Origin of the sequence: Chitinimonas koreensis, from assembly GCF_014353015.1 — a bacterium.
GTDB classification, from domain to species: Bacteria; Pseudomonadota; Gammaproteobacteria; order Burkholderiales; family Chitinimonadaceae; genus Chitinimonas; species Chitinimonas koreensis.
This window is the reverse complement of the sequence record NZ_CP060704.1, coordinates 2,272,166-2,291,085: the sequence shown is the minus strand read 5'-3', so window position 1 is coordinate 2,291,085 and position 18,920 is coordinate 2,272,166. Positions and strand designations below refer to the sequence as shown.

Genomic DNA, 18,920 nt, shown 5'->3' with positions numbered 1-18,920 from the left:
CCTGCGGCAAGCCATCGATGGACATGCATTTCCGTGCTTCGGCCCGCCAGCCGCGGCGCACACTCACAACAGCAAAGGAGACAACATGAAGACGAAGCTCAAGACCACCCTGCTCGGCCTCGCGCTCGGCCTGGCCGGCATCGGCAGCGCCTCGGCCGCCAACGTCGCCATCGCCTGCGGCGCGATCGGCCAGGAACACGAGCTGTGCAAGCAGGGCGCCGAAGCCTGGGCCAAGAAGACCGGCAATACCGTCAGCTTCGTCTCGGTGCCCAACTCGGCCACCGAGCAGCTGGCGCTGTTCCAGCAGCTCCTGTCGGCCGGCGCGGCCGACATCGACGTGATGCAGATCGACGTGGTCTGGCCCGGCATCATCGGCCGCCACCTGCTCGACCTGACGCCCTACGCCAAGAACCGCGGCGACTTCTTCGCCGCGATGATCAAGAACGACACCGTCGAGGGCAAGCTGGTCGCCCTGCCCTGGTTCACCGACGCCGGCCTGCTGTACTACCGCAAGGATCTGCTCGAGAAGTACCAGGCCAAGGTGCCGACCACCTGGGCCGAGCTGACCGCCACCGCGCAGAAGATCCAGGACGGCGAACGCCGCGCCGGCAACGACAAGGCCTGGGGCTACGTCTGGCAGGGCCGCGCCTACGAGGGGCTGACCTGCAACGCGCTCGAATGGGTGGCCAGCCACAACGGCGGCAGCATCGTCGACAGCGCCGGCAAGGTCACCATCAACAATCCGGGCGCCGCGGCGGCGCTCAAGACCGCGGCCGGCTGGGTCGGTAAGATCACCCCGCAGGGCGTGCTCAACTACACCGAGGAAGAGTCGCGCGGCGTGTTCCAGTCGGGCAACGCGGTATTCATGCGCAACTGGCCCTACGCCTGGTCGCTGGCCAACGGCGCCGACAGCCCGATCAAGGGCAAGGTTGGCGTGGCCCCGCTGCCCAGCGGCGCCGGCGGCAAGCCGGCCGCCACGCTCGGCGGCCAGCAGCTGGCGGTGTCGAAATACTCGAAGAACGCCGCGCTGGCGGCCGACCTGGTGGTCTACCTGACCGGCCGCGAGGAGCAGAAGCGCCGCGCCATCCAGGGTTCGCTCAACCCGACCATCGGCGCGCTCTACATCGATCCGGACGTGGTCAAGGCCAATCCCTTCATGCGCGAGCTCTACCCGGTGTTCGCCAGCGCGGTGGCCCGCCCGGCCACGCCGACCGGCGCCAAGTACAACCAGGTCAGCACCGAGTTCTGGAACGCCGTGCACGCCACGCTGTCGGGCCAGCAGCCGGCCGAGGCGAGCCTGAAGGCGCTCGACGGCAAGCTGAACCGGCTCGGCCGCGGCGGCAAGTGGTAAGCCGGATGCGCGTATCGTAGGCACGGCCTGCAGGAGCGGCTTCAACCGCGAATCGCGGGTATGGCACGATGCCCATTCGCGGCCAAAGCCGCTCCGACCCAGTGCCTGGAGGTAGGTCGGACTTCGGTCCGGCCGCCCGGACGATAGCCGCCAGCAGCAGCAATCCCCTTCCCTTCGATGCGAACCCTCACGAGACCCCTGCCATGACGGGACAATCGCAACTCAACCGCAGCCGCGTGCGCGCCGCCTGGCTGTTCCTGGCGCCGATGCTGCTGGTGCTCGCGCTGGTGGCCGGCTGGCCGCTGGCGCGCACCATCTGGTTCGGTTTCACCGACGCCAGCCTCGCCGACCTCGGTCAGTACGCCTGGGTCGGCTTCGACAACTACCTCGGCTACAACGACGGCCAGTGGTACGGCCTGCTGGCCGACCCCGACTGGTGGCAGGCGGTACGCAACACGCTGTGGTTCGCCGTGGTGTCGGTCTCGCTCGAGACCGTGCTGGGCATGGTGGTGGCGCTGGTGCTCAACCAGACCTTCCCCGGCCGCGGCCTGGTGCGCGCGGCGGTGCTGATCCCCTGGGCCATCCCGACCATCGTGTCGGCCAAGATGTGGAGCTGGATCATGAACGACCAGTTCGGCATCCTGAACCACATCCTCTTGGGCCTCGGGCTGATCTCGGCGCCGATCGCCTGGACCGCCGATCCCGACCTCGCCATGAGCGCGGTGATCATGGTCGACGTCTGGAAGACCACGCCCTTCATGGCGCTGATGATCCTGGCCGCGCTGCAGATGGTGCCGTCGGACTGCTACGAGGCGGCGCGCGTCGACGGCATCCACCCGGTCAAGGTGTTCTTCCGCGTCACCCTGCCGCTGATCAAGCCGGCCCTGCTGGTCGCGGTGATCTTCCGCGCGCTCGATGCGCTGCGGGTGTTCGACCTGATCTACGTGCTGACCTCGAACAGCCCGCAGACCATGTCGATGTCGGTCTACGCGCGCCAGCAACTGGTCGACTTCCAGGCGGTCGGCTACGGCTCGGCCGCCTCCACGCTGCTGTTCGTCACGGTGGCGCTGTGCATCATCGTCTACATCGTGGTCGGGCGCGTGCGCTTCGACCGGGAGCAATGACCATGCAGGCCCTCAAGCGGATCGGTTTCTGGCTCCTGGTGGCGGCGATCGTGGTCTACGCCGTCTTCCCCTTCTACTACGCTGTGGTTTCCTCGCTGAAGCCGGCCTCGCAGCTGTTCCGGGTCGAGTACTGGCCGAGCGACTGGAGCCTGGACAACTACGTCGGCGTGTTCCGCGACCAGCCGTTCGCCACCAATATCGGCAACTCGCTGCTGGTGTCGGCCTCGGTGGTCGCGCTGGCGCTGGCGATGGGCGTGACGGCCGCCTACGCGCTCGGTCGCGTCACCTTCCGCGGCCGCGCGCTGATGCTGTTCTCGATCCTGGCGGTATCGATGTTCCCGCAGGTGGCGGTGCTGGCCGGCATGTTCGAGCTGGTGCGCGCGCTCGGGCTCTACAACAGCCTGTGGAGCCTGACGCTGTCCTACCTGATCTTCACGCTGCCGTTCACGGTCTGGGTGCTCACCACCTTCATCCGCGACCTGCCCAAGGAGCTGGAGGAAGCCGCGGTGATGGACGGCGCCAGCCCCTGGGTGATCATCACCCGAGTGTTCATGCCGCTGATGTGGCCGGCGCTGGTCACCACCGGCCTGTTGGCCTTCATCGCCGCCTGGAACGAGTTCCTGTTCGCGCTGACCTTCACGCTCAGCAACGAGCAGCGCACCGTGCCGGTCGCCATCGCCCTGATCACCGGCGCCAGCGCGCACGAGCTGCCCTGGGGCAACATCATGGCGGCCTCGGTGATCGTCACCGTGCCGGTGGTGGGCCTGGTCCTGCTGTTCCAGCGGCGGATCGTGTCCGGGCTGACGGCGGGGGCGGTGAAGGGCTAGGCCGCCACTCGACGGCATCGGCAAATGCGAAGGCGGCCTGGTGGCCGCCTTCGTCGTTTCCTGCCGGCCGTCCGCTGCCGGTCGCCCGCTGCCGGTCGCCCCGCCGGTCGCCCGCTATAGGACGGAGCGCCGCCGGTACTGCTCCGGCGTCATTCCCGCCAGCCGCTGGAACATCGCGATGAAGGCCGAAGCGGTGCCGTAGCCGAGGTCGAAGGCGATCGCCTGCACCGATTGGCCCAGCCCGAGCGCCTCGACCGCGCGCAGGAAGCGCAGCCGCTGGCGCCATTCGCCCAGGCCCATGCCGAGCTCGCGCTGGCACAGCCGCGCCAGCGTGCGCTCGGTGGTGTGCAAGGTGGCGGCCCAGTCGGCCAGCGAGCGGTTGTCGCCGGGATCGGCTTGCAAGGCATCGAGCACCGCCGCCAGCGCCGGCGACTCGGCCTGCGGCAGGTAGCGCGTCTCGCAGCGCGCGCCGGCCAGCTGGTCGAGCAGCACCTGGGCCAGCCGGCGGTCGGGCTCGGTCGCCGGCGTGGCCACGTCGCGCTCGGCGAAATCGACCAGGATCGCGCGCAGCAGCGGACTGATCGCCAGCGTGCACGGCTCGACCGGCAGCGCGCCGCACAGCCCGGCGTCGAGGTCGACCGCGCGGTAGACCACCGGGTGGCGGTTGTAGCTGCTGTGCTCGCAGCCGGGCGGGATCCACACCGCGTAGTGCGGCGGCGACAGGAAGCGGCGGCCGCCGACTTCGAGCTGCATCACGCCGTGGGTCACGTAGTTGAGCTGGCCCCAGTCGTGCCGGTGCGGCGCGAATTCGGTGCCGGCGCCGAATTCGGCGTAGCGGAAGTGCACCGGGTAGGGCAAGGCCGTGACGGTGCGCCACTTGAGCGGCTTGCGCGGTTCGGATCTGAGATCGGGCATCGGATATCCGGGAAGGCATTCACCGCGGAGGACGCCGAAGACATGGAGTGAACCGGGATGTAACTCCGCGTCCTCGGCGTCCTCCGCGGTCGGCATGGCAGGCGAAGATCGAACGCAATCCGGGAAGACCGCGAGGCGCAGTCCGCTTCCCTGCATCGCTTGTCCGGAATTCATTATATCCATCGATCACGCCAGGCGGACAATGGCGCCCTTCCGCAACATCGGGCTTCGCCATGCAATACCTGTTTCCGCTGCTGGCCGTGCTGATCTGGGCCGGCAATACCGTCGTCAACAAGCTCGCCGCCGGCGTGGTCTATCCGGCCGAGATCGGCTTCTACCGCTGGCTGGTCGCCGGCCTGCTGTTCACGCCCTTCATGCTCGGCCGGGTGCGCGCCGAGTGGCCCGCCATCCGGCCGCTGCTGCCGCGCATCGCGGTGCTCGGCGCGCTGGGCATGGCGGTCTACCAGAGCCTGGCCTACTACGCTGCCCACCGCACCTCGGCCACCAATATGGGCATCATCCTGTCGCTGATGCCGATGATGGCGCTGGCGCTGTCGATCGCCGTGCTGGGCCAGCGGCTCACGCTCGGCGCGCTGGCCGGCGCGGCGGTGTCCTTCGTCGGCGTGCTGTTCGTGATCTCCGGCGGCGAGCCGGCCAGCCTGCTGCACCATGGCGTGGGCAGCGGCGACGCGATGATGCTGGTGGCGACCTTCGCCTACGCGGTCTACAGCGTGCTGCTGAAGAAATGGCAGCTCAAGCTGGCGGCGCCGGTCCTGCTCTACCTGCAGATCCTGGTCGCCATCGTGCTGCTGTCGCCGCTGTACCTGCTCTCGCCCAAGGCCGGCCTGAACGCCGCCAACGCGCCGCTGGTGCTTTACGCCGGCCTGTTGGCCTCGATGCTGGCGCCGCTGGCCTGGATGCGCGGCGTGGCCAGGCTCGGGCCGAGCCGCACCACCATGTTCTTCAACCTGTCGCCGCTGTTCACCGCGCTGATCGCCGCCACGCCGATCCTGGGCGAGCGGCTGGGGCCGCATCACCTGCTCGGCGGCCTGCTGATCCTGGCCGGCGTGCTGCTGACCGAACGCTGGAAGACGCCGCTGGGGCGGCGAGCGGCGGCGTAGACGCCGCGCGGTTCATGTGTAGGCCGGGCTTTATGCCCGGCAGTGCTGCCGGCCGAGGTCGCTGCCGGGCATAAAGCCCGACCTGCCAGGCCGACAGTCTCAGCTCGCGCAGCACCGCGCCGGCCCACGCTGTGCTCCGTCATCCAGGACCAGCGCTCCCTGCAGGCGGTGCTGCCGGCCCGCTTCAGCAACGCGGTACGGCGGCTGACCGAGCCGTTCTACCCGGTCTGCGGCTACGGTCAGGCCGGCCGCCGGCCGTGCCGCGTGCCGGAAACGCGCGGCACCCGCTTCGTAGTGCTCTCACCAGGCGCGCCAGCGCTATCACGCTTCACGGCCGCGCGACGGCCCTCACTCTTCACCCGAGGCGCGCAGCGCTGCGCCGATGTCCTTCGCTTCCCAATGCGGGAAATACTTGCGCACCAGCGCATTCAGCTCGACTTCGAAGGCCCGCAGCCGCGCCAGTTCGTCGAGCTCGGCCGGCGCCGCCTCGTCCGCCACTGCGGCCGCCGCGATCATGCCGGCGCCGGCGGTGGCGTTGCTGAGCCGATCGATCACGATGAAGCTGCCGGTGCCGCGGCACTCGCGGTAGGCGTCGAAGGCCACCGGCGCGGTCAGCGCCACGCGGCACAGGCCGATCTCGTTGAGGCCGAGCCGGTCCGCCTCCGAGGCGGCCAGCGAATTGACGTCGATGCGTTCGAGGATGCGCGCGACGCGGCCGTAGACCTGCTTGCCGCCGAGCTTGAACGCGTATTCTCGGCCGGCCTCGAGCGGCTGCTCGTTCATCCAGACGATGTGGGCATCGAAGCTGGTCGAGACGTTGGGCCGTGTCTCGCCGACCTTCACGATCATGTCGCCGCGCGAGATGTCGATCTCGTCGGCCAGCGTCAGCGTGATCGCCTGGCCGGCGAAGGCCGCCGGCTGCTCGCCCTCGTAGCTGACCACGGCGCGCACGCGGCTCTGCTTGCCCGAGGGCAGCGCCACCACGGCGTCGCCGGGCTTGATCTCGCCGGCCGCCACCGTGCCGCAGAAGCCGCGGAAATCGAGGTTGGGCCGGTTGACGTACTGCACCGGCAGGCGGAAGGCGTCCAGATGCACGTCGTGATCGATCTCGACCGTTTCCAGCAGCTTCATCAGCGTCGGGCCGTCGTACCACGGCGCGCGCTCGCTGGCCGTGACCACGTTGTCGCCGCGCAGGGCCGAGATCGGCACGAAGCGGATGTCGGGGATGCCGAGTTGCTCGGCGAAGGCCAGGTAATCGGCGCGGATGCGCTCGAACACCGCCGGATCGAAATCGACCAGGTCCATCTTGTTGACCGCCACGATCACGTGGCGGATGCCGAGCAGGCTGACGATGAAGCTGTGGCGCCGGGTCTGGGTCTGCACGCCGCGGCGCGCGTCGATCAGGATCACCGCCAGGTTGCTGGTCGAGGCGCCGGTCGCCATGTTGCGGGTGTACTGCTCGTGGCCCGGGCAGTCGGCGATGATGAACTTGCGCCGGTCGGTGCTGAAGTAGCGGTAGGCGACGTCGATGGTGATGCCCTGCTCGCGTTCGGCCTGCAGGCCGTCGACCAGCAGCGCGAGGTCGATCTCGTCGTCGGTGGTGTTGTACTTCTGCGAATCGCGCTGGATCGCCGCCAGCTGGTCCTCGAAGATCAGCTTGGAATCGTGCAGCAGCCGGCCGATCAGCGTGGACTTGCCGTCGTCGACGTTGCCGCAGGTGATGAAGCGCAGCAGATCCTTGTTCTCGTGCTGCTTGAGGTAGGCCAGGATGTCGCTGGCGATCAGGTCGGACTGGTGGGACATGATGTGTGAGGAGTCAGGTGTGAGGCGTGAGGGGTTAAACCCGGGGCGGCGAGAGGCGGAAAGCGCGACGGGGTTCTACACCTCACCCCTCACGCCTCGCACCTCACATCAGAAGTAGCCTTCCATCTTCTTCTTCTCCATCGACCCGCTCGAATCGTGGTCGATCACGCGGCCCTGGCGTTCGCTGGTGGTGGTCAGCAGCATTTCCTGGATGATCTCGGGCAGCGTGGCGGCGGTCGATTCGACCGCGCCGGTCAGCGGGTAGCAGCCCAGCGTGCGGAAGCGCACCGAGCGGGTCGCGATGCTCGCCTTCTGCTCCGGCGTCAGGTACTCGAGAATGCGGTCGTCGTCGATCATCACCAGCGTGCCGTTCAGGTTCACCACCGGCCGCTCGGCCGCGAAGTACAGCGGCACGATCTCGATGTTCTCGAGGTAGATGTATTGCCAGATGTCAAGCTCGGTCCAGTTCGACAGCGGGAACACGCGGATGCTCTCGCCCTTGTCGACGCGCGAGTTGTAGATGTTCCACAGCTCGGGCCGCTGGTTCTTCGGATCCCAGCGGTGGTTGCGGTCGCGGAACGAATAGACGCGCTCCTTGGCGCGGCTCTTCTCCTCGTCGCGCCGCGCGCCGCCGAAGGCCGCGTCGAAGCCGTGCTTGTTGAGCGCCTGCTTGAGGCCCTCGGTCTTCATCACGTCGGTGTGCTTGGCACTGCCGGCGGTGAAGGGATTAATGCCGGCCTTCACGCCGTCCTCGTTGACGTGGGTCAGCAGGTTCCAGCCCTCGGCCTTCTGCTTGTCGCGCAGCTTGTACATCTCCTGGAATTTCCAGGTGGTGTCGACGTGCATCAGCGGGAACGGCGGCTTGCCCGGCGCGAAGGCCTTCTTCGCCAGGTGCAGCATCACGGCCGAATCCTTGCCGATCGAATAGAGCATCACCGGCTTGTCGAACTCGGCGGCGACCTCGCGGATGATGTGGATGGACTCGGCCTCGAGCTGCTTGAGGTGGGTCAGACGGTGTTCGGGAAGAGACATACGGTTGCGGCTTCGGGAAGTGGCGGCCGACGAAGGGCCAGCGAAGCCGGTGTTTTACCAGAAGGCGAACGCGCGCTGAATAAACCGATAGGCATATGGATAGCAGGCCGCCGCCACGGCGCTACAATCCGGCCCTGATCCGCCCGACCCGACGCCATGCTCAGCTACCGCCACGCCTTCCATGCCGGCAACCACGCCGACGTGCTCAAGCACTACCTGCTCACCCGCCTGCTCGCGCATCTGAACCAGAAGGACAAGCCCTACTGGTACATCGATACCCACGCCGGCGCCGGCTGCTACCAGCTCGACCAGGGCTATGCCGCCAAGAACGCCGAGTACGCCGGCGGCATCGGCCGGCTGTGGCAGCGGCAAGACTTGCCGGCCGGCCTCGCCGACTATGTCGCGCAGGTGAAGGCGCTCAATCCCGACGGCCAGCCGCGGCTCTACCCCGGCTCGCCGCTGGTCGCGCTCGAGCACCTGCGCGCCGACGACAAGCTGCGGCTGTTCGAGCTGCACCCGACCGATTTCCCGCTGCTGGAGGCCAACCTGGCCGGGCCGGCCGCCAGGCCAAGCTGGTCAAGGGCGACGGCTTCGCCGGCCTCAAGGCGCTGCTGCCGCCGCCGCCGCGCCGCGCGCTGACGCTGATCGACCCGCCCTACGAGCAGAAGGACGATTACGCGCGCGTGGTGGCCAGCCTGGAGGACGCGCTCAAGCGCTTCGCCACCGGCGTCTACGCGGTGTGGTATCCGCTGCTGCAGCGGGCCGAATCGCGTCAGCTGCCGCGCGAGCTCAAGCAATTGCCGGCCAAGAGCTGGCTGCACGCCAGCCTGACCGTGCACCGGCCGCGCGACGACGGCTTCGGCATGCACGGCAGCGGCCTGTTCATCCTCAACCCGCCCTGGCTGCTGCACGACGAGCTGGCGACCACCCTGCCCTGGCTGCGCGACGCGCTGGCGCTCGACGCCGGCGCGAGCTTCGTGCTCGAGCAGCAGGCGGCCTGAGGCGCGCCGCCTTCGTCGCCATGTCCGCCATTCCATCCGTAGGAGCGGCTTCGGCCGCGAATGGCGGAAGCGCCCTGCCCCACCATTCGCGGCGCTGAAGCCGCTCCTACCGCAGCTTGCCGTAGGTCGGGCTCTACGCCCGACACGATCTTTCCGGCGGCGCTGCCGGGCATAAAGCCCGACCTGCCTGGCGAGCGGCCTGGCGACAGCAGCCAAGCGGCCGGCGGCAGCGCTCGCCGCCGTCCCAAGACCGGTCGGAATTCATTCCGACAACGCCCTCGATCGAAGACGCTGTCGGAATGAATTCCGACCTACATCGCGTTCTGTTTCATCCTCACTCCCGCCTCCACCAAGCAAAAAAAGCCAGCGGGGTTAGCCGCTGGCTCGAAGATCTGCTGCTCAGTATCCGGGGGCTTAACCTCGCAGCAGTGACAGGACCTGATTGGGAATCGCGTTGGCTTGGGCCAGCATCGCGGTACCCGCTTGTTGAAGGATCTGAGCCCGTGTCAGGTTCGCGGTTTCCGCCGCGAAGTCCGCGTCGCGGATCCGCGAACGCGAGGCCGACAAGTTCTCGGAGGTGATCTGCAGGTTGCCGATCGTGGCCTCGAACCGGCTCTGCAGGGCACCGAAGTTGGCGCGTTGCCCGTTCACCACCGCCAGCGCGCTGTCGACGATGCGGATCGCCTGCGTCGCGTTGTCGAAGTTGGTGATGTCGAGCGAGGCGACCGATTGCAGTTGCGACACCACCTGCCCGCCCGCCGCCAGCGGCTGGCCGAAGATCGAGGTGGACAGCGCCGCACCCGAGGTGGTGATGGTGTAGGACTTGTCCGAATCCAGGATCACCTGGCCGGCGATGGTCATCGCGCCCGAGGCCCCGGTCGCCAGCGCCACGCCGCCGCCCGAGATCGCCCCGGCGATCGAGCCGGACGTCGCCGACAGCGAAATGTTGTCGCCGGTGTCGGACACCAGGATCACGCCGGTGCCCGTGGTATTGAGCTTGGCCGTGACGCCGGTCTTGGACGTCTGGTTGTTGAACTGGGTGACCACGTCGGTCAGGCCCTGCGAGGTGCTGGTGTCGGTGATGTTGAAGGTCACCGTCTGGCCGGTCGCATTGTTGCCGTAGGCCCGGATCGTGTAGCTGCCGGTCGCGCCGAAGGTCAGCGTCGTCTCGGTGCGCGACTGGGCCCGGATGCCGGTCTGCGACTGGCCGTTGATCTTGTCGGCGATGTCCTTGGCCGAATCGGTCGGCAGCACGCTGATCTTGCCGCTGGCCGCGCCGCCGCGGATCAGCACCGTGCCCGAGGCGGTCACCGCCGCGCCGGTCACCGGCCCGGTGGTAGTCGTGCTGTAGACGCCCGAGGAGACCGGCGTGATCGAGCCGACCTGCTGGGTGCCGTAGGCGGTGGTACGGAAGTTCGCCGTGGTCGCCGTCACCGTCTGGTTGGCGTTGGCACCGATCTGGAACACCGACGAGGTGAAGGTACCGTCGAGCAGCTTGAGGCCGTTGAATTCGGTCTGCTGGGCGAAGCGGTCGAGCTCGGCGGTGAGCTGGGTCACTTCGGCGTTCAGCGCCAGGCGGTCGGAAGCCGAGTTGCTGGCGTTGGCCGACTGCACCGAGAGTTCGCGAATCCGCTGCAGGATGTCGCCCATCTTGGTCAGGGCGCCTTCGCCGACCTGGGTCATCGAAACCCCGTCGTTGGCGTTGCGGCGGGCCTGCTCGCTGCCGCGAATCTGGGCGGTGAAACGCTCCGAGATCGCGAGGCCGGCGGCGTCGTCCTTGGCCGAGTTGATACGCAGACCCGAAGACAGGCGCTGCAACGAAGTGTTGAGGCTGCCCAGGGAGGTATCCAGGTTCCGTTGCGCATTGAGCGACGGAATATTGGTGTTGATTACTTGCATGACTGCTCTCCTTCGCCGTGTGCCCTGGGTAGCGGGACGCGGACAATGTCGATCACCGATTGGAAACGACGCTTTTGTTGGCTGCTTGCCGTTTCCCTACGGTTGCTACCCATGCCCCGGGCAACAAACCGACTACATGGAACGCGCCGGACTGAACGATGTCGGTCCTGGCGGGGGATGTGGATTACGCATCCATACCCCACCTCGCTTTCGCGTCCTGCCCGTACCCCGCGCCGCCGCGATTACGGCAGGCATGGCGAAGCTCCTGTATTTGATTCGGTCGAAGGGTGGTCATTTCTGACCTCGCTCCTGACGGTTCGGACGAGGTACCTAGAGCAAGGGGTGTGCCAGGTCTGTTTTGGTACTTTGTCCGGCCGAACAGGCACTTCCGCACTCAAGAAACCGCCGGAACGGCCGATAAGGGCGCCGGTTTTGCCGGCCGGGCGGCAATTTCGTCTGTCCGGGGCGGCAAGCCGGCAAAACGCTCCGACGATCGGCAAGCAGCCCGGCAAACGCTTGCCGGCTTTGCCGCCCGGGCGGCAGGCGGGCGGCAATCCATGCAGTTCTCCGCTCGCCGCCGATGCCCTCCGCCGCCGCCGATGCCCTCCGCCGCCGCCGATGCCCTCCGCCGCCGCCGATGCCCTCCGCCGCCGCCCGGCAAACCCGCACCGGTCGGACCGACGCAGCGATCGTGCCGGGAACGGGCGCAGGCCGGCCTGCCCGGACCGGCGGATCATTCGGATGAACAGGAAAAGTGGCCGGAGGTGGCCGGAAGGCTAGGCCGCGCCGGAAGCGCCGGCGGCCAGGCTGGAGAGATCGAAACGCGGCGCGTCGGCCGTCATGCCCTGCTCGAGGAAATGGATGAAGGCCAGCAGCTCGGCCACCGCGCGGTAGAGCTCGGGCGGGATGTGCTGGTCGAGGTCGACCTGCATCAGCAGCGCGACCAGTTCGGGCGATTCGTGGACGAACACGCCGGCTTCGCGCGCGCGCTCGATGATGTGCTCGGCGATCAGGCCGCGCCCCTTGGCCACCACGCGCGGCGCGCTGCTGCCCTCGCGGTAGGCCAGCGCGACGGCTTCCTGCGCCATCGGGCGACGCGGATGCAGCGCCATCAGCGCTCGTCCCCGGCCAGCGTGACCTGGTTGGCGACCAGCTCGAGGCCGGCCGCGTCGAGGCTGGACTGCAGCCGGCCCTGTTCGGCGCGAATGCGCTCGGCCACCGCCGGATCGGCCACGCGGAAACCCATCTCGATGCGGGTGCGCTCGAACAGGCCGATCACCGCCTCGACGTGGCCGAGCTTGGGCAGGTCCATGGTCAGCCGGGTCCGCCACACGGTCGGCGCAGCTTCGAGCTCGCCGGACTGGCCACTGCGGTCCTCCTCGACCTCCCAGCGCATCGGCTGGCCCGGCCAGGCCTGGCCCAGCCAGACCACCTGGCGCTGATCGAGCGCCTGCAACTGCTGCTGCACCAGCTGGCGCGCGCCGGGCGGCAGGGCATCGACTTCGCTGCCGCGCGTCGCGCCGGTGAACGACAACTGATCGGATGCGGCCGCCCGCTCGGCTTCGCGTGCCGGCCAGGGCTGCTGCGCCTGGCGGGCCGCATCGGCGCCGCGCGCATCGCTCGTGCGCGCCTCGCCCGGCCGTTGCTCGGTCTGGCGCGCATCGGGCCGCGCATCGGCCGCGGCCGGATTGCTCCAGCGCGCCGGCGGTTCGCGCAGCAGCTGCTCGAGCGGCCGTTCGCCGCCGGCCCATTCGGCCAGGTGGGATTCATAGAAGGTGCCGCTCTCGCTGAGCGCCTGGCGCAGCGTGTCGGCCATGCGGGCCGGCTCGGGCAGCGCGGCGCCGAACAAGGGCTGGGCGCGCACCAGCGGGCCGGATTGGGCCGCGGCGGGATCGCCGTCGGCCTCGCCGGCGCCGGTCAGCACGCTGCCGATGAAACGCGCGGTGTCGCTGAGTTCGACCTCGGTCGAGGCGCCGCCGCCGGTCGGCGCCGGCTGCTGCTGCGGCCCGGCAGCCGGCTGGCGTTGCAGCAGGAAGGCCAGGCGCGGCGAGTTGGCCACCACCTGCATGTCGAATTCTTCGCCGGGCTGGGTATTGCGCGGCAGGTTCAGGTCGAGCAGTTGATCCTTCACCATCACCGCGTAGCGGCCGCCGGGCAGCTGGCTGGTGACCTGGGCCCGCACCTGCTCGCCGACGGTGAACAGCTGCCGGATGTCCTGCAGCGCATCGACGATCTGGATCAGCGGCGCTTCGTTGCCGCCGCGGACATAGGCCTGCAGCTGCGCGACCAGGGCGTTGGCGGGGATCATGGCGCGCCGCTCACGGTCGTTGCGACGCCCGGTACAGCGCCACGATCAGCTCGGCCTCGCCGCGCGAGATGCCGCAGTTGGCCGCCACGGCGCTCGAATCGAGCCCCTGCTGGGCCAGCTTGAGCGCCTGGCTGTAGGCCGACTCGACCGGCGCCGCCGGCACTTCGGCCGGGTGCTCGTCGTCGAGCCGGGCGCGCAGTGCAGCCAGCTCGCGGCGCAGCACGCTGACTTCGTCGCGCAGGGAGTCGAGTTCGATGCCGAGGGTGGCGGCCACCGCCGGAGCCGGCGGGCGCATGCGGCGCAAGGCCAGGAAACAGAACAGGAGCGGCAGCACCACGACCGTCAGGCCCGCCACGAAGAGCTGCTGCCACGTTATCAGGATGCCATTCATCGCCGGTCCCTCTGGCAGTGTGAGCGGGGCGATCAGCCGCGATAGGCGCGTGCCAGGCGGTTGCTGTTGACCTGGGCGGCCCCGATTTCGCCCACGATGCCGCCCACTTCGTTCCTCCAGGCCTCCGCGCGGCTCAGCGCCTCGCGGTTGGCCTGGTCGGTCTCCTGCAGCAACGATTCTACTTCGCGCCGCTGCTGGGGCGACAGGCTGTCCAGCGGAGAATCGAGTCCGGACAGCGCGGAGACGATGCGGCTCTGCTCTTCCATCAACGCCTGGGCATCGTTCCACCGTTCGCTGCGGGTGGCGTCGCGCAGTTGCACGGTCAGGTCGTGCAGCGCCCGGTAGGCGGTCAGGATGGACTCAAACGCGGCCATAGCTGAGCGGCGAGTTGCGTTGTTCGGGCGCGGCGCCGGTGCCGGTGCCGGTGCCGGTCGCCGCGGCCGCCTGCGGCTGGTCGATGGCGACCCAGGCGTCGCGCAGCTGCGACATCAGGCCCTGCACTTCGTCGAGCGCGACCATGTCGTTGCGTAGATTGGCCAGCAACAGGCGCGAGCTCATGTATTCATAGAGCGCATCGAGGTTGCCCGCCAGCTCGCCGCCGGCGCCGCCCTTGTCCAGGCTGACGCGCAGCCCTTCCTCGATGATCGAGATGGCTTTGGAGATGGCTGCGCCCTTGGCCGCCACTTCGTTGTTCTGCATGTGGAAGCGCGCCATCATCACCGCCTTCAGCGCGCCTTCGTACAGCATGCAGATCAGCTTGTGCGGGCTCGCCGTGTCGACCAGCTGCTCGACCCCGCCCTGGTCGTAGCTGTTCAGTGCCTTGCGGATATTGGCGTTCGCCATGTCTTGCTACTCCAATCCCTCGACGGATCCCGGTGCCTCAGCTGACCTTGGGCAGATTGGCCAGTTGCTGCGACAGGTAGGTGCTGGTCTGCTTCATGCCGCTGATCAGCGTGTCGAGCGCGGTGAATTCGGCGCGGTAACGCGCTTCGGTCGCGGTCAACCGGGTGTTGAGGGTATCACGCTGCTTGTCGATGTCCTTGATGCTGCGGTTCACCCCGTCGGTGCGCGCGGCCAGCGAACCCTTGGTCGACAGCATGTCGTCCAGGGTCTTGTTGAGTTGGAAAGCAAAGCCCTTGCTGAAGTTCAGGTTGCCGTACTCGCCCGCCGTATCGGTGCTGACCAGCAGCTTGATGCCGTCGGCGCCGCCCTTGGCGGTCAGATACTGGCCATCGCCGGTGGCGGCCTGGCCACCGACCGTGCCCGCGACGTCGAGACCGGCCACGCCGGCCTGCGAGGCGGTGAAGCCGAAATCGGTGAAGAAGCCGGCCGCGCCGGTTCCCATGTCGACCTTCGATTCGTCGCCGTAGCGCTTCGAGCTGATCACGAACTGGCCGCCCTCGTAGGTCACCGACACTTCCTTGCCGGCGTTCTTGAGGGTGTTGTCGCCGTTGATCTTGGACTGCATCTCGGCGGCGAGCTGATCCGAGGTATAGGTGCCGGCCGCCAGCGTGATGGTGCCGGAGACGGTGCCGTCGACCTTGATATTGAAGGTGTTGTTCGAGGCGGTGACGGTCGGCACCGAGACGGCGGCGCCGGTCAGCTGGCCGCGCGTGGCAGGCTGAGTGACGCTGACCGCATAGCTGCCGTCGATCGCGTTCTTGCCGGCGCTGACGTACTGCACCTTGCTGTTGGTGGTCACGCCATACGCGCCGAAGGCCGCCAGCACGCTGGCCGAATCGGTGTCGATGGCCTTCTGCAGCTTGGTCTTGTCCAGTTGCAGCGCGCCCTCCTTGTTGAAGGCGATGCCGAGCTGCGACAGGGTCGAGAAGGTGTTGTTGGGCAGCTTGCCGTTGAGCACCGCCCGCAGCTGGCTCTGCAGACCGCGTACCGTGGCATCGCCCTGCAGCGGGCCGGCGGCCTTGGTCTCGGCGTTGTAGGCGGTCATGTCGCCGAGCACCTTCGCGAGGTCGTTGTAGCCCTTGACGAAGCTGTCGACCGCCGAGACCAGGGTGCCGCTGTCGCGGCTGACCGACACGGTGATCGGGGCCGCACCGCTGTCCTGCGCCTTCTGCAGCTTGAGCGTGACGCCCTGGATGGCGTCGGTGACGGTATTGGACGACTTGCTGATCGGGATGCCGTCGACCAGGAAGTCGGCATTGAGCGCGGCCTGGGTCTGCGTCAGGTTCTGCGTGCCGCCGGTCGAGGCGTCGTAGGCGAGCCGCGACAGGCCGGCGGTGTCGGTGTCGTTCGCGTCGTCGTCGTCGACCGAGACCTTGAGCGCGTTCTGCACGCCGCTGTCGTTGGACGACAGCACCAGCCGGTTGCCGCTGCCGTCGTTGACGATCGAAGCGGTGACGCCGGCCTTGGCGGCGTTGATCGCGTCGCGCACGCCGGCCAGCGAGTTCTTGCTCGAGTCGATGTCGATGGTGACGGCGGCCTTGTCGGCATTGGCGGTGAAACTGCCGCTGTCGTACTTGCCGAACTGGATGGTGATCTTGCCGGTGCCGAAGGTGTCGTTGACGCTGTTGAACAGGCCGCTCTTGAGCTTCTGGTTCTGCGCCAGCGCGTTGACCTTGAGGCTGTAGCTGCCCGGCACGGCGATGCTGCTGGCGGAGGCGGAAGCGACCGAAGCGTCGCTCGCCGAGGCGCCGACGCTGTTGAACTTGGATACGTCGGTCAGGCCCGACACCGCGCCCTGGAATGCCGACAGCGCGCCGCGGACCGAACCGAGGCTGGAGAGCGTCGACTGGTAGCTCGCTTCCTGGGTCGCCAGCTTGGTCAGCGGCTGCTGCTCGTTGAGCATCAGCTGGCTGATGATCCCGTTGATGTCGAGCCCGGAACCTAGACCTGAGGAAGTAATTGCCATGACGCTCTCCTTGCTGGCCGGCAATTCTTGCCGGTCAGGCCGTATCCTTGATCAGCAGTCCCTGGAACTTGTCGATCGCGCGGGCGATCGTCAGCAGTTCTTCCGACGGGAATTGCCGGATCACTTCCTTCGATTGCACATCCACGAGCTTCACCAGCTTGATGTTGGTGTCCTCGTCGATGCTGAACTGCAGCGAACGGTTGTTCATGGATTCCAGGAACTTGTTCATCTGCTTGACCGTCTCGCGCAGCGAGTCGGGGTTGTCGTTGGCTTTGGCCGCCTGGACCGCGTCGGCCGATACCTTGACTGCCTGGGCATCGGTCTTCGAGGTTTCCTTGGCGGCCTGCTGGGCGCGGCCCGCCGACGAATCGGTGGTTTGCTGCGCCGGCAGGGCGGTGGTGGCACCCGTTTGTATGGATTGAATCATCATGATCCCTCTCCTGGACGAATGCCCCGGCAACCTGCTGCAGGCTGCCGGGGCGTACGACTCACTCGATCAGCCTAGTCTTAGCCACGCAGCAGAGACAAGACATTGTTCGGGAGCGCGTTCGCCTGCGCCAACATCGCCGTACCCGCCTGTTGCAAGATCTGTGCCCGGGTCAGGTTCGCCGTTTCCGCGGCGAAGTCCGCGTCCTTGATCCGCGACCGCGCCGCGTTCATGTTCTCGGACGAGATTTCCAGGTTGGAGATCGTCGATTCGAACCGGCTCTGCAGGGCGCCGAAGTTGGCGCGCTGACCGTTCACCACCGCCAGCGCGCTGTCGACGATGCGCAGGGCTTGCGTGGCGTTGTCGAAGCTGGTCACGTCCAGCGTCGACACCGTCTTGAGGCTCGAGGTCAGCTGGTCGCCGGCCGCCACCGCGGTACCGAAGATCGAGGTGGTCAGCGCCGCGCCCGAGCTTTCGATCGTGTACGACTTGTCCGAGTCCAGCATGATCTGGCCGGCGATCATCAGCGTGCCCGAGGCACCGGTGGCCAGCGCCGCGCCCCCGCCCGACACCGCGCCCGCGTTGCCGCTGGCGGCCACCGTGAGCTTGATGTTGTCGCCCGCGTCCGAGGTCAGCACCACGCCGGTACCGGTGCTGTTGAGCTTGGCGGTCACGCCGGTCTTGGACGACTGGTTGTTGAACGCCGTCACCGCGTCGGCCAGGCCGGCCGACGTGGTGGCGTTGGTGATGTTGAAGGTCACCGTCTGGCCGGTGGTGTTGCTGCCGAAGGCGCTCAGCGTGTAGCTGCCGGTGGCGCCGAAGGTCAGCGTGGTCTCGGTGCGGGCCGCGGCGCGCACGCCGGTCTGGGTCTGGGCGTTGATCTTGTCGGCGATCGACTTGGCCGAGTCGGTGGTGCCGACGCTGATCGAGCCGCTGGCGGCGCCGCCGCGGATGATGATGCTGCCCGAGGCCGTCACGGCTACGCCGCCGGTGACCGCGGCGCCCGACGAGGTCGCGGTGATCGAGCCGACCTGGTTGGTGCCGTAGGCCGAGGTGCGGAAGTTGGCGGTGGTCGCCGTCACGGTCTGGTTGGCGTTGGCGCCGACCTGGAACACCGACGACGCTTGCGAACCGTCGAGCAGCTTGAGGCCGTTGAACTCGGTGGTGGTCGAGAAGCGGTCGAGCTCGGCGGTCAGCTGGCCGACTTCGGCGTTGATCGCCAGGCGGTCGGACGAGGAATTGGTGGCGTTGGACGACTGCACCGCCAGTTCGCGGATCCGTTGCAGGATGTCGCCCATCTTGCTCAGGGCGCCTTCGGCGGTCTGGGTCAGCGACACGCCGTCGTTGGCGTTGCGGCGGGCCTGGTCCATGCCGCGGATCTGGGCGCTGAAGCGCTCCGAGATCGCCAGGCCGGCGGCGTCGTCCTTGGCGGAATTGATGCGCAGGCCGGAAGACAGGCGCTGCAGCGAGGTGCTCAGGCTCGACGATGAAGCCGTCAAGTTGCGTTGGGAATTCAACGACGCAACGTTGGTGTTGATGACTTGCATGATTTGACTCCTACTGGTCAGTTAGCTGGGGTCTCAGATCTACGCCATGCAACGGTAGTCGCTGAAACTTGAGCCTAATATCGAACCGTTTCGGGAAAACTTTAGCGAACGCTAACTTACTTTCCCGTATTTCTCGGCCCAATACCCTGGGCGCAACCGTGACATCGGCAACTCGGCCGGCAACTTTAGCCATTTGAACGATTTTTTTCGTTCGGCATGGCCATCGCAGCCCATGGCCCGGTTTCCAGCTATCCGCAGGCGCGGCATCAGCCGCGAACGGCCGGGGCTCCCACCCTCGCCATTCG

General features: G+C 67.7%; 16 protein-coding genes and 1 pseudogene. 5 read left to right on the top strand and 12 right to left on the bottom strand.

The genetic code is table 11. The annotated features are described in order from the left end of the window. Positions 1-85 precede the first annotated feature (85 nt). From H9L41_RS09960 to H9L41_RS09950, 3 genes are all read left to right on the top strand, one after another. A complete protein-coding gene (locus H9L41_RS09960) occupies positions 86-1,351 on the top strand; it encodes an ABC transporter substrate-binding protein (RefSeq protein WP_034607098.1) in 1,266 nt (421 codons plus the stop codon). Between the two features lie 203 nt (positions 1,352-1,554). After that, a complete protein-coding gene (locus tag H9L41_RS09955; RefSeq protein ID WP_034607100.1) occupies positions 1,555-2,475 on the top strand; it encodes a carbohydrate ABC transporter permease in 921 nt (306 codons plus the stop codon). A gap of 2 nt (positions 2,476-2,477) precedes the next feature. After that, the gene (locus H9L41_RS09950) at positions 2,478-3,302 is read left to right on the top strand and encodes a carbohydrate ABC transporter permease (protein WP_245589214.1); all 825 of its coding nucleotides are present in this window, start codon (positions 2,478-2,480) and stop codon (positions 3,300-3,302) included. A 114-nt stretch (positions 3,303-3,416) separates the two neighbouring features. Here the strand turns inward: H9L41_RS09950 and H9L41_RS09945 are convergent, their stop codons facing one another. Further along, positions 3,417-4,217 carry an AraC family transcriptional regulator gene (locus tag H9L41_RS09945; RefSeq protein WP_028446513.1) on the bottom strand — a complete coding sequence of 267 codons (801 nt, stop codon included), beginning with the start codon at positions 4,215-4,217 and terminating at the stop codon, positions 3,417-3,419. Positions 4,218-4,450: 233 nt separating this feature from the next. On the opposite strand from H9L41_RS09945, the gene H9L41_RS09940 reads away from it, so the two are divergent. Further along, entirely contained in the window at positions 4,451-5,338 is an 888-nt protein-coding gene (locus H9L41_RS09940; RefSeq protein WP_028446514.1) for a DMT family transporter, read from the top strand. 348 nt (positions 5,339-5,686) lie between these two features. Here H9L41_RS09940 and cysN read toward each other — a convergent pair whose 3' ends face one another. Together cysN and cysD are read right to left on the bottom strand one after the other, a co-directional pair. Then, the gene (gene cysN / locus H9L41_RS09935; RefSeq protein WP_028446515.1) at positions 5,687-7,141 is read right to left on the bottom strand and encodes a sulfate adenylyltransferase subunit CysN; all 1,455 of its coding nucleotides are present in this window, start codon (positions 7,139-7,141) and stop codon (positions 5,687-5,689) included. A 108-nt stretch (positions 7,142-7,249) separates the two neighbouring features. After that, complete coding sequence (cysD, locus tag H9L41_RS09930; protein WP_028446516.1) at positions 7,250-8,173, bottom strand: sulfate adenylyltransferase subunit CysD; 924 nt, start codon at positions 8,171-8,173, stop codon at positions 7,250-7,252. 156 nt (positions 8,174-8,329) lie between these two features. Between cysD and H9L41_RS09925 the strand changes: the two are divergent. Continuing rightward, positions 8,330-9,174: pseudogene (locus H9L41_RS09925) on the top strand (23S rRNA (adenine(2030)-N(6))-methyltransferase RlmJ). A gap of 414 nt (positions 9,175-9,588) precedes the next feature. Here the strand turns inward: H9L41_RS09925 and H9L41_RS09920 are convergent. The 9 genes from H9L41_RS09920 to H9L41_RS09880 form a co-directional block, all read right to left on the bottom strand. Continuing rightward, a complete protein-coding gene (locus H9L41_RS09920; RefSeq protein WP_028446518.1) occupies positions 9,589-11,073 on the bottom strand; it encodes a flagellin N-terminal helical domain-containing protein in 1,485 nt (494 codons plus the stop codon). A gap of 776 nt (positions 11,074-11,849) precedes the next feature. Next, positions 11,850-12,185: an EscU/YscU/HrcU family type III secretion system export apparatus switch protein gene (locus H9L41_RS09915; RefSeq protein ID WP_051319068.1), complete on the bottom strand. Its 336-nt coding sequence runs from the start codon at positions 12,183-12,185 to the stop codon at positions 11,850-11,852. Continuing rightward, positions 12,185-13,381 carry a flagellar hook-length control protein FliK gene (gene fliK / locus H9L41_RS09910; protein ID WP_028446519.1) on the bottom strand — a complete coding sequence of 399 codons (1,197 nt, stop codon included), beginning with the start codon at positions 13,379-13,381 and terminating at the stop codon, positions 12,185-12,187. The genes H9L41_RS09915 and fliK overlap by 1 nt, the downstream gene beginning before the upstream one ends. Positions 13,382-13,391: 10 nt before the next feature. After that, the gene (locus tag H9L41_RS09905; protein ID WP_187523782.1) at positions 13,392-13,736 is read right to left on the bottom strand and encodes a DUF2802 domain-containing protein; all 345 of its coding nucleotides are present in this window, start codon (positions 13,734-13,736) and stop codon (positions 13,392-13,394) included. 68 nt (positions 13,737-13,804) lie between these two features. Then, a complete protein-coding gene (gene fliT, locus H9L41_RS09900) occupies positions 13,805-14,146 on the bottom strand; it encodes a flagellar protein FliT (protein WP_028446521.1) in 342 nt (113 codons plus the stop codon). Then, the gene (gene fliS, locus H9L41_RS09895; protein WP_084300314.1) at positions 14,133-14,615 is read right to left on the bottom strand and encodes a flagellar export chaperone FliS; all 483 of its coding nucleotides are present in this window, start codon (positions 14,613-14,615) and stop codon (positions 14,133-14,135) included. Before fliS ends, fliT begins: the two co-directional genes overlap by 14 nt. Before the next feature lie 37 nt (positions 14,616-14,652). Then, positions 14,653-16,641 (bottom strand): flagellar filament capping protein FliD, encoded by a 1,989-nt coding sequence (gene fliD, locus H9L41_RS09890; RefSeq protein WP_028446522.1) that lies wholly within the window; start codon positions 16,639-16,641, stop codon positions 14,653-14,655. A 34-nt stretch (positions 16,642-16,675) separates the two neighbouring features. Further along, positions 16,676-17,071, bottom strand: a complete 396-nt coding sequence (locus H9L41_RS09885) for a flagellar protein FlaG (protein WP_051319070.1) — start codon at positions 17,069-17,071, stop codon at positions 16,676-16,678. Positions 17,072-17,148: 77 nt separating this feature from the next. Continuing rightward, positions 17,149-18,615, bottom strand: a complete 1,467-nt coding sequence (locus H9L41_RS09880) for a flagellin N-terminal helical domain-containing protein (protein ID WP_308419635.1) — start codon at positions 18,613-18,615, stop codon at positions 17,149-17,151. Positions 18,616-18,920: the final 305 nt, after the last annotated feature.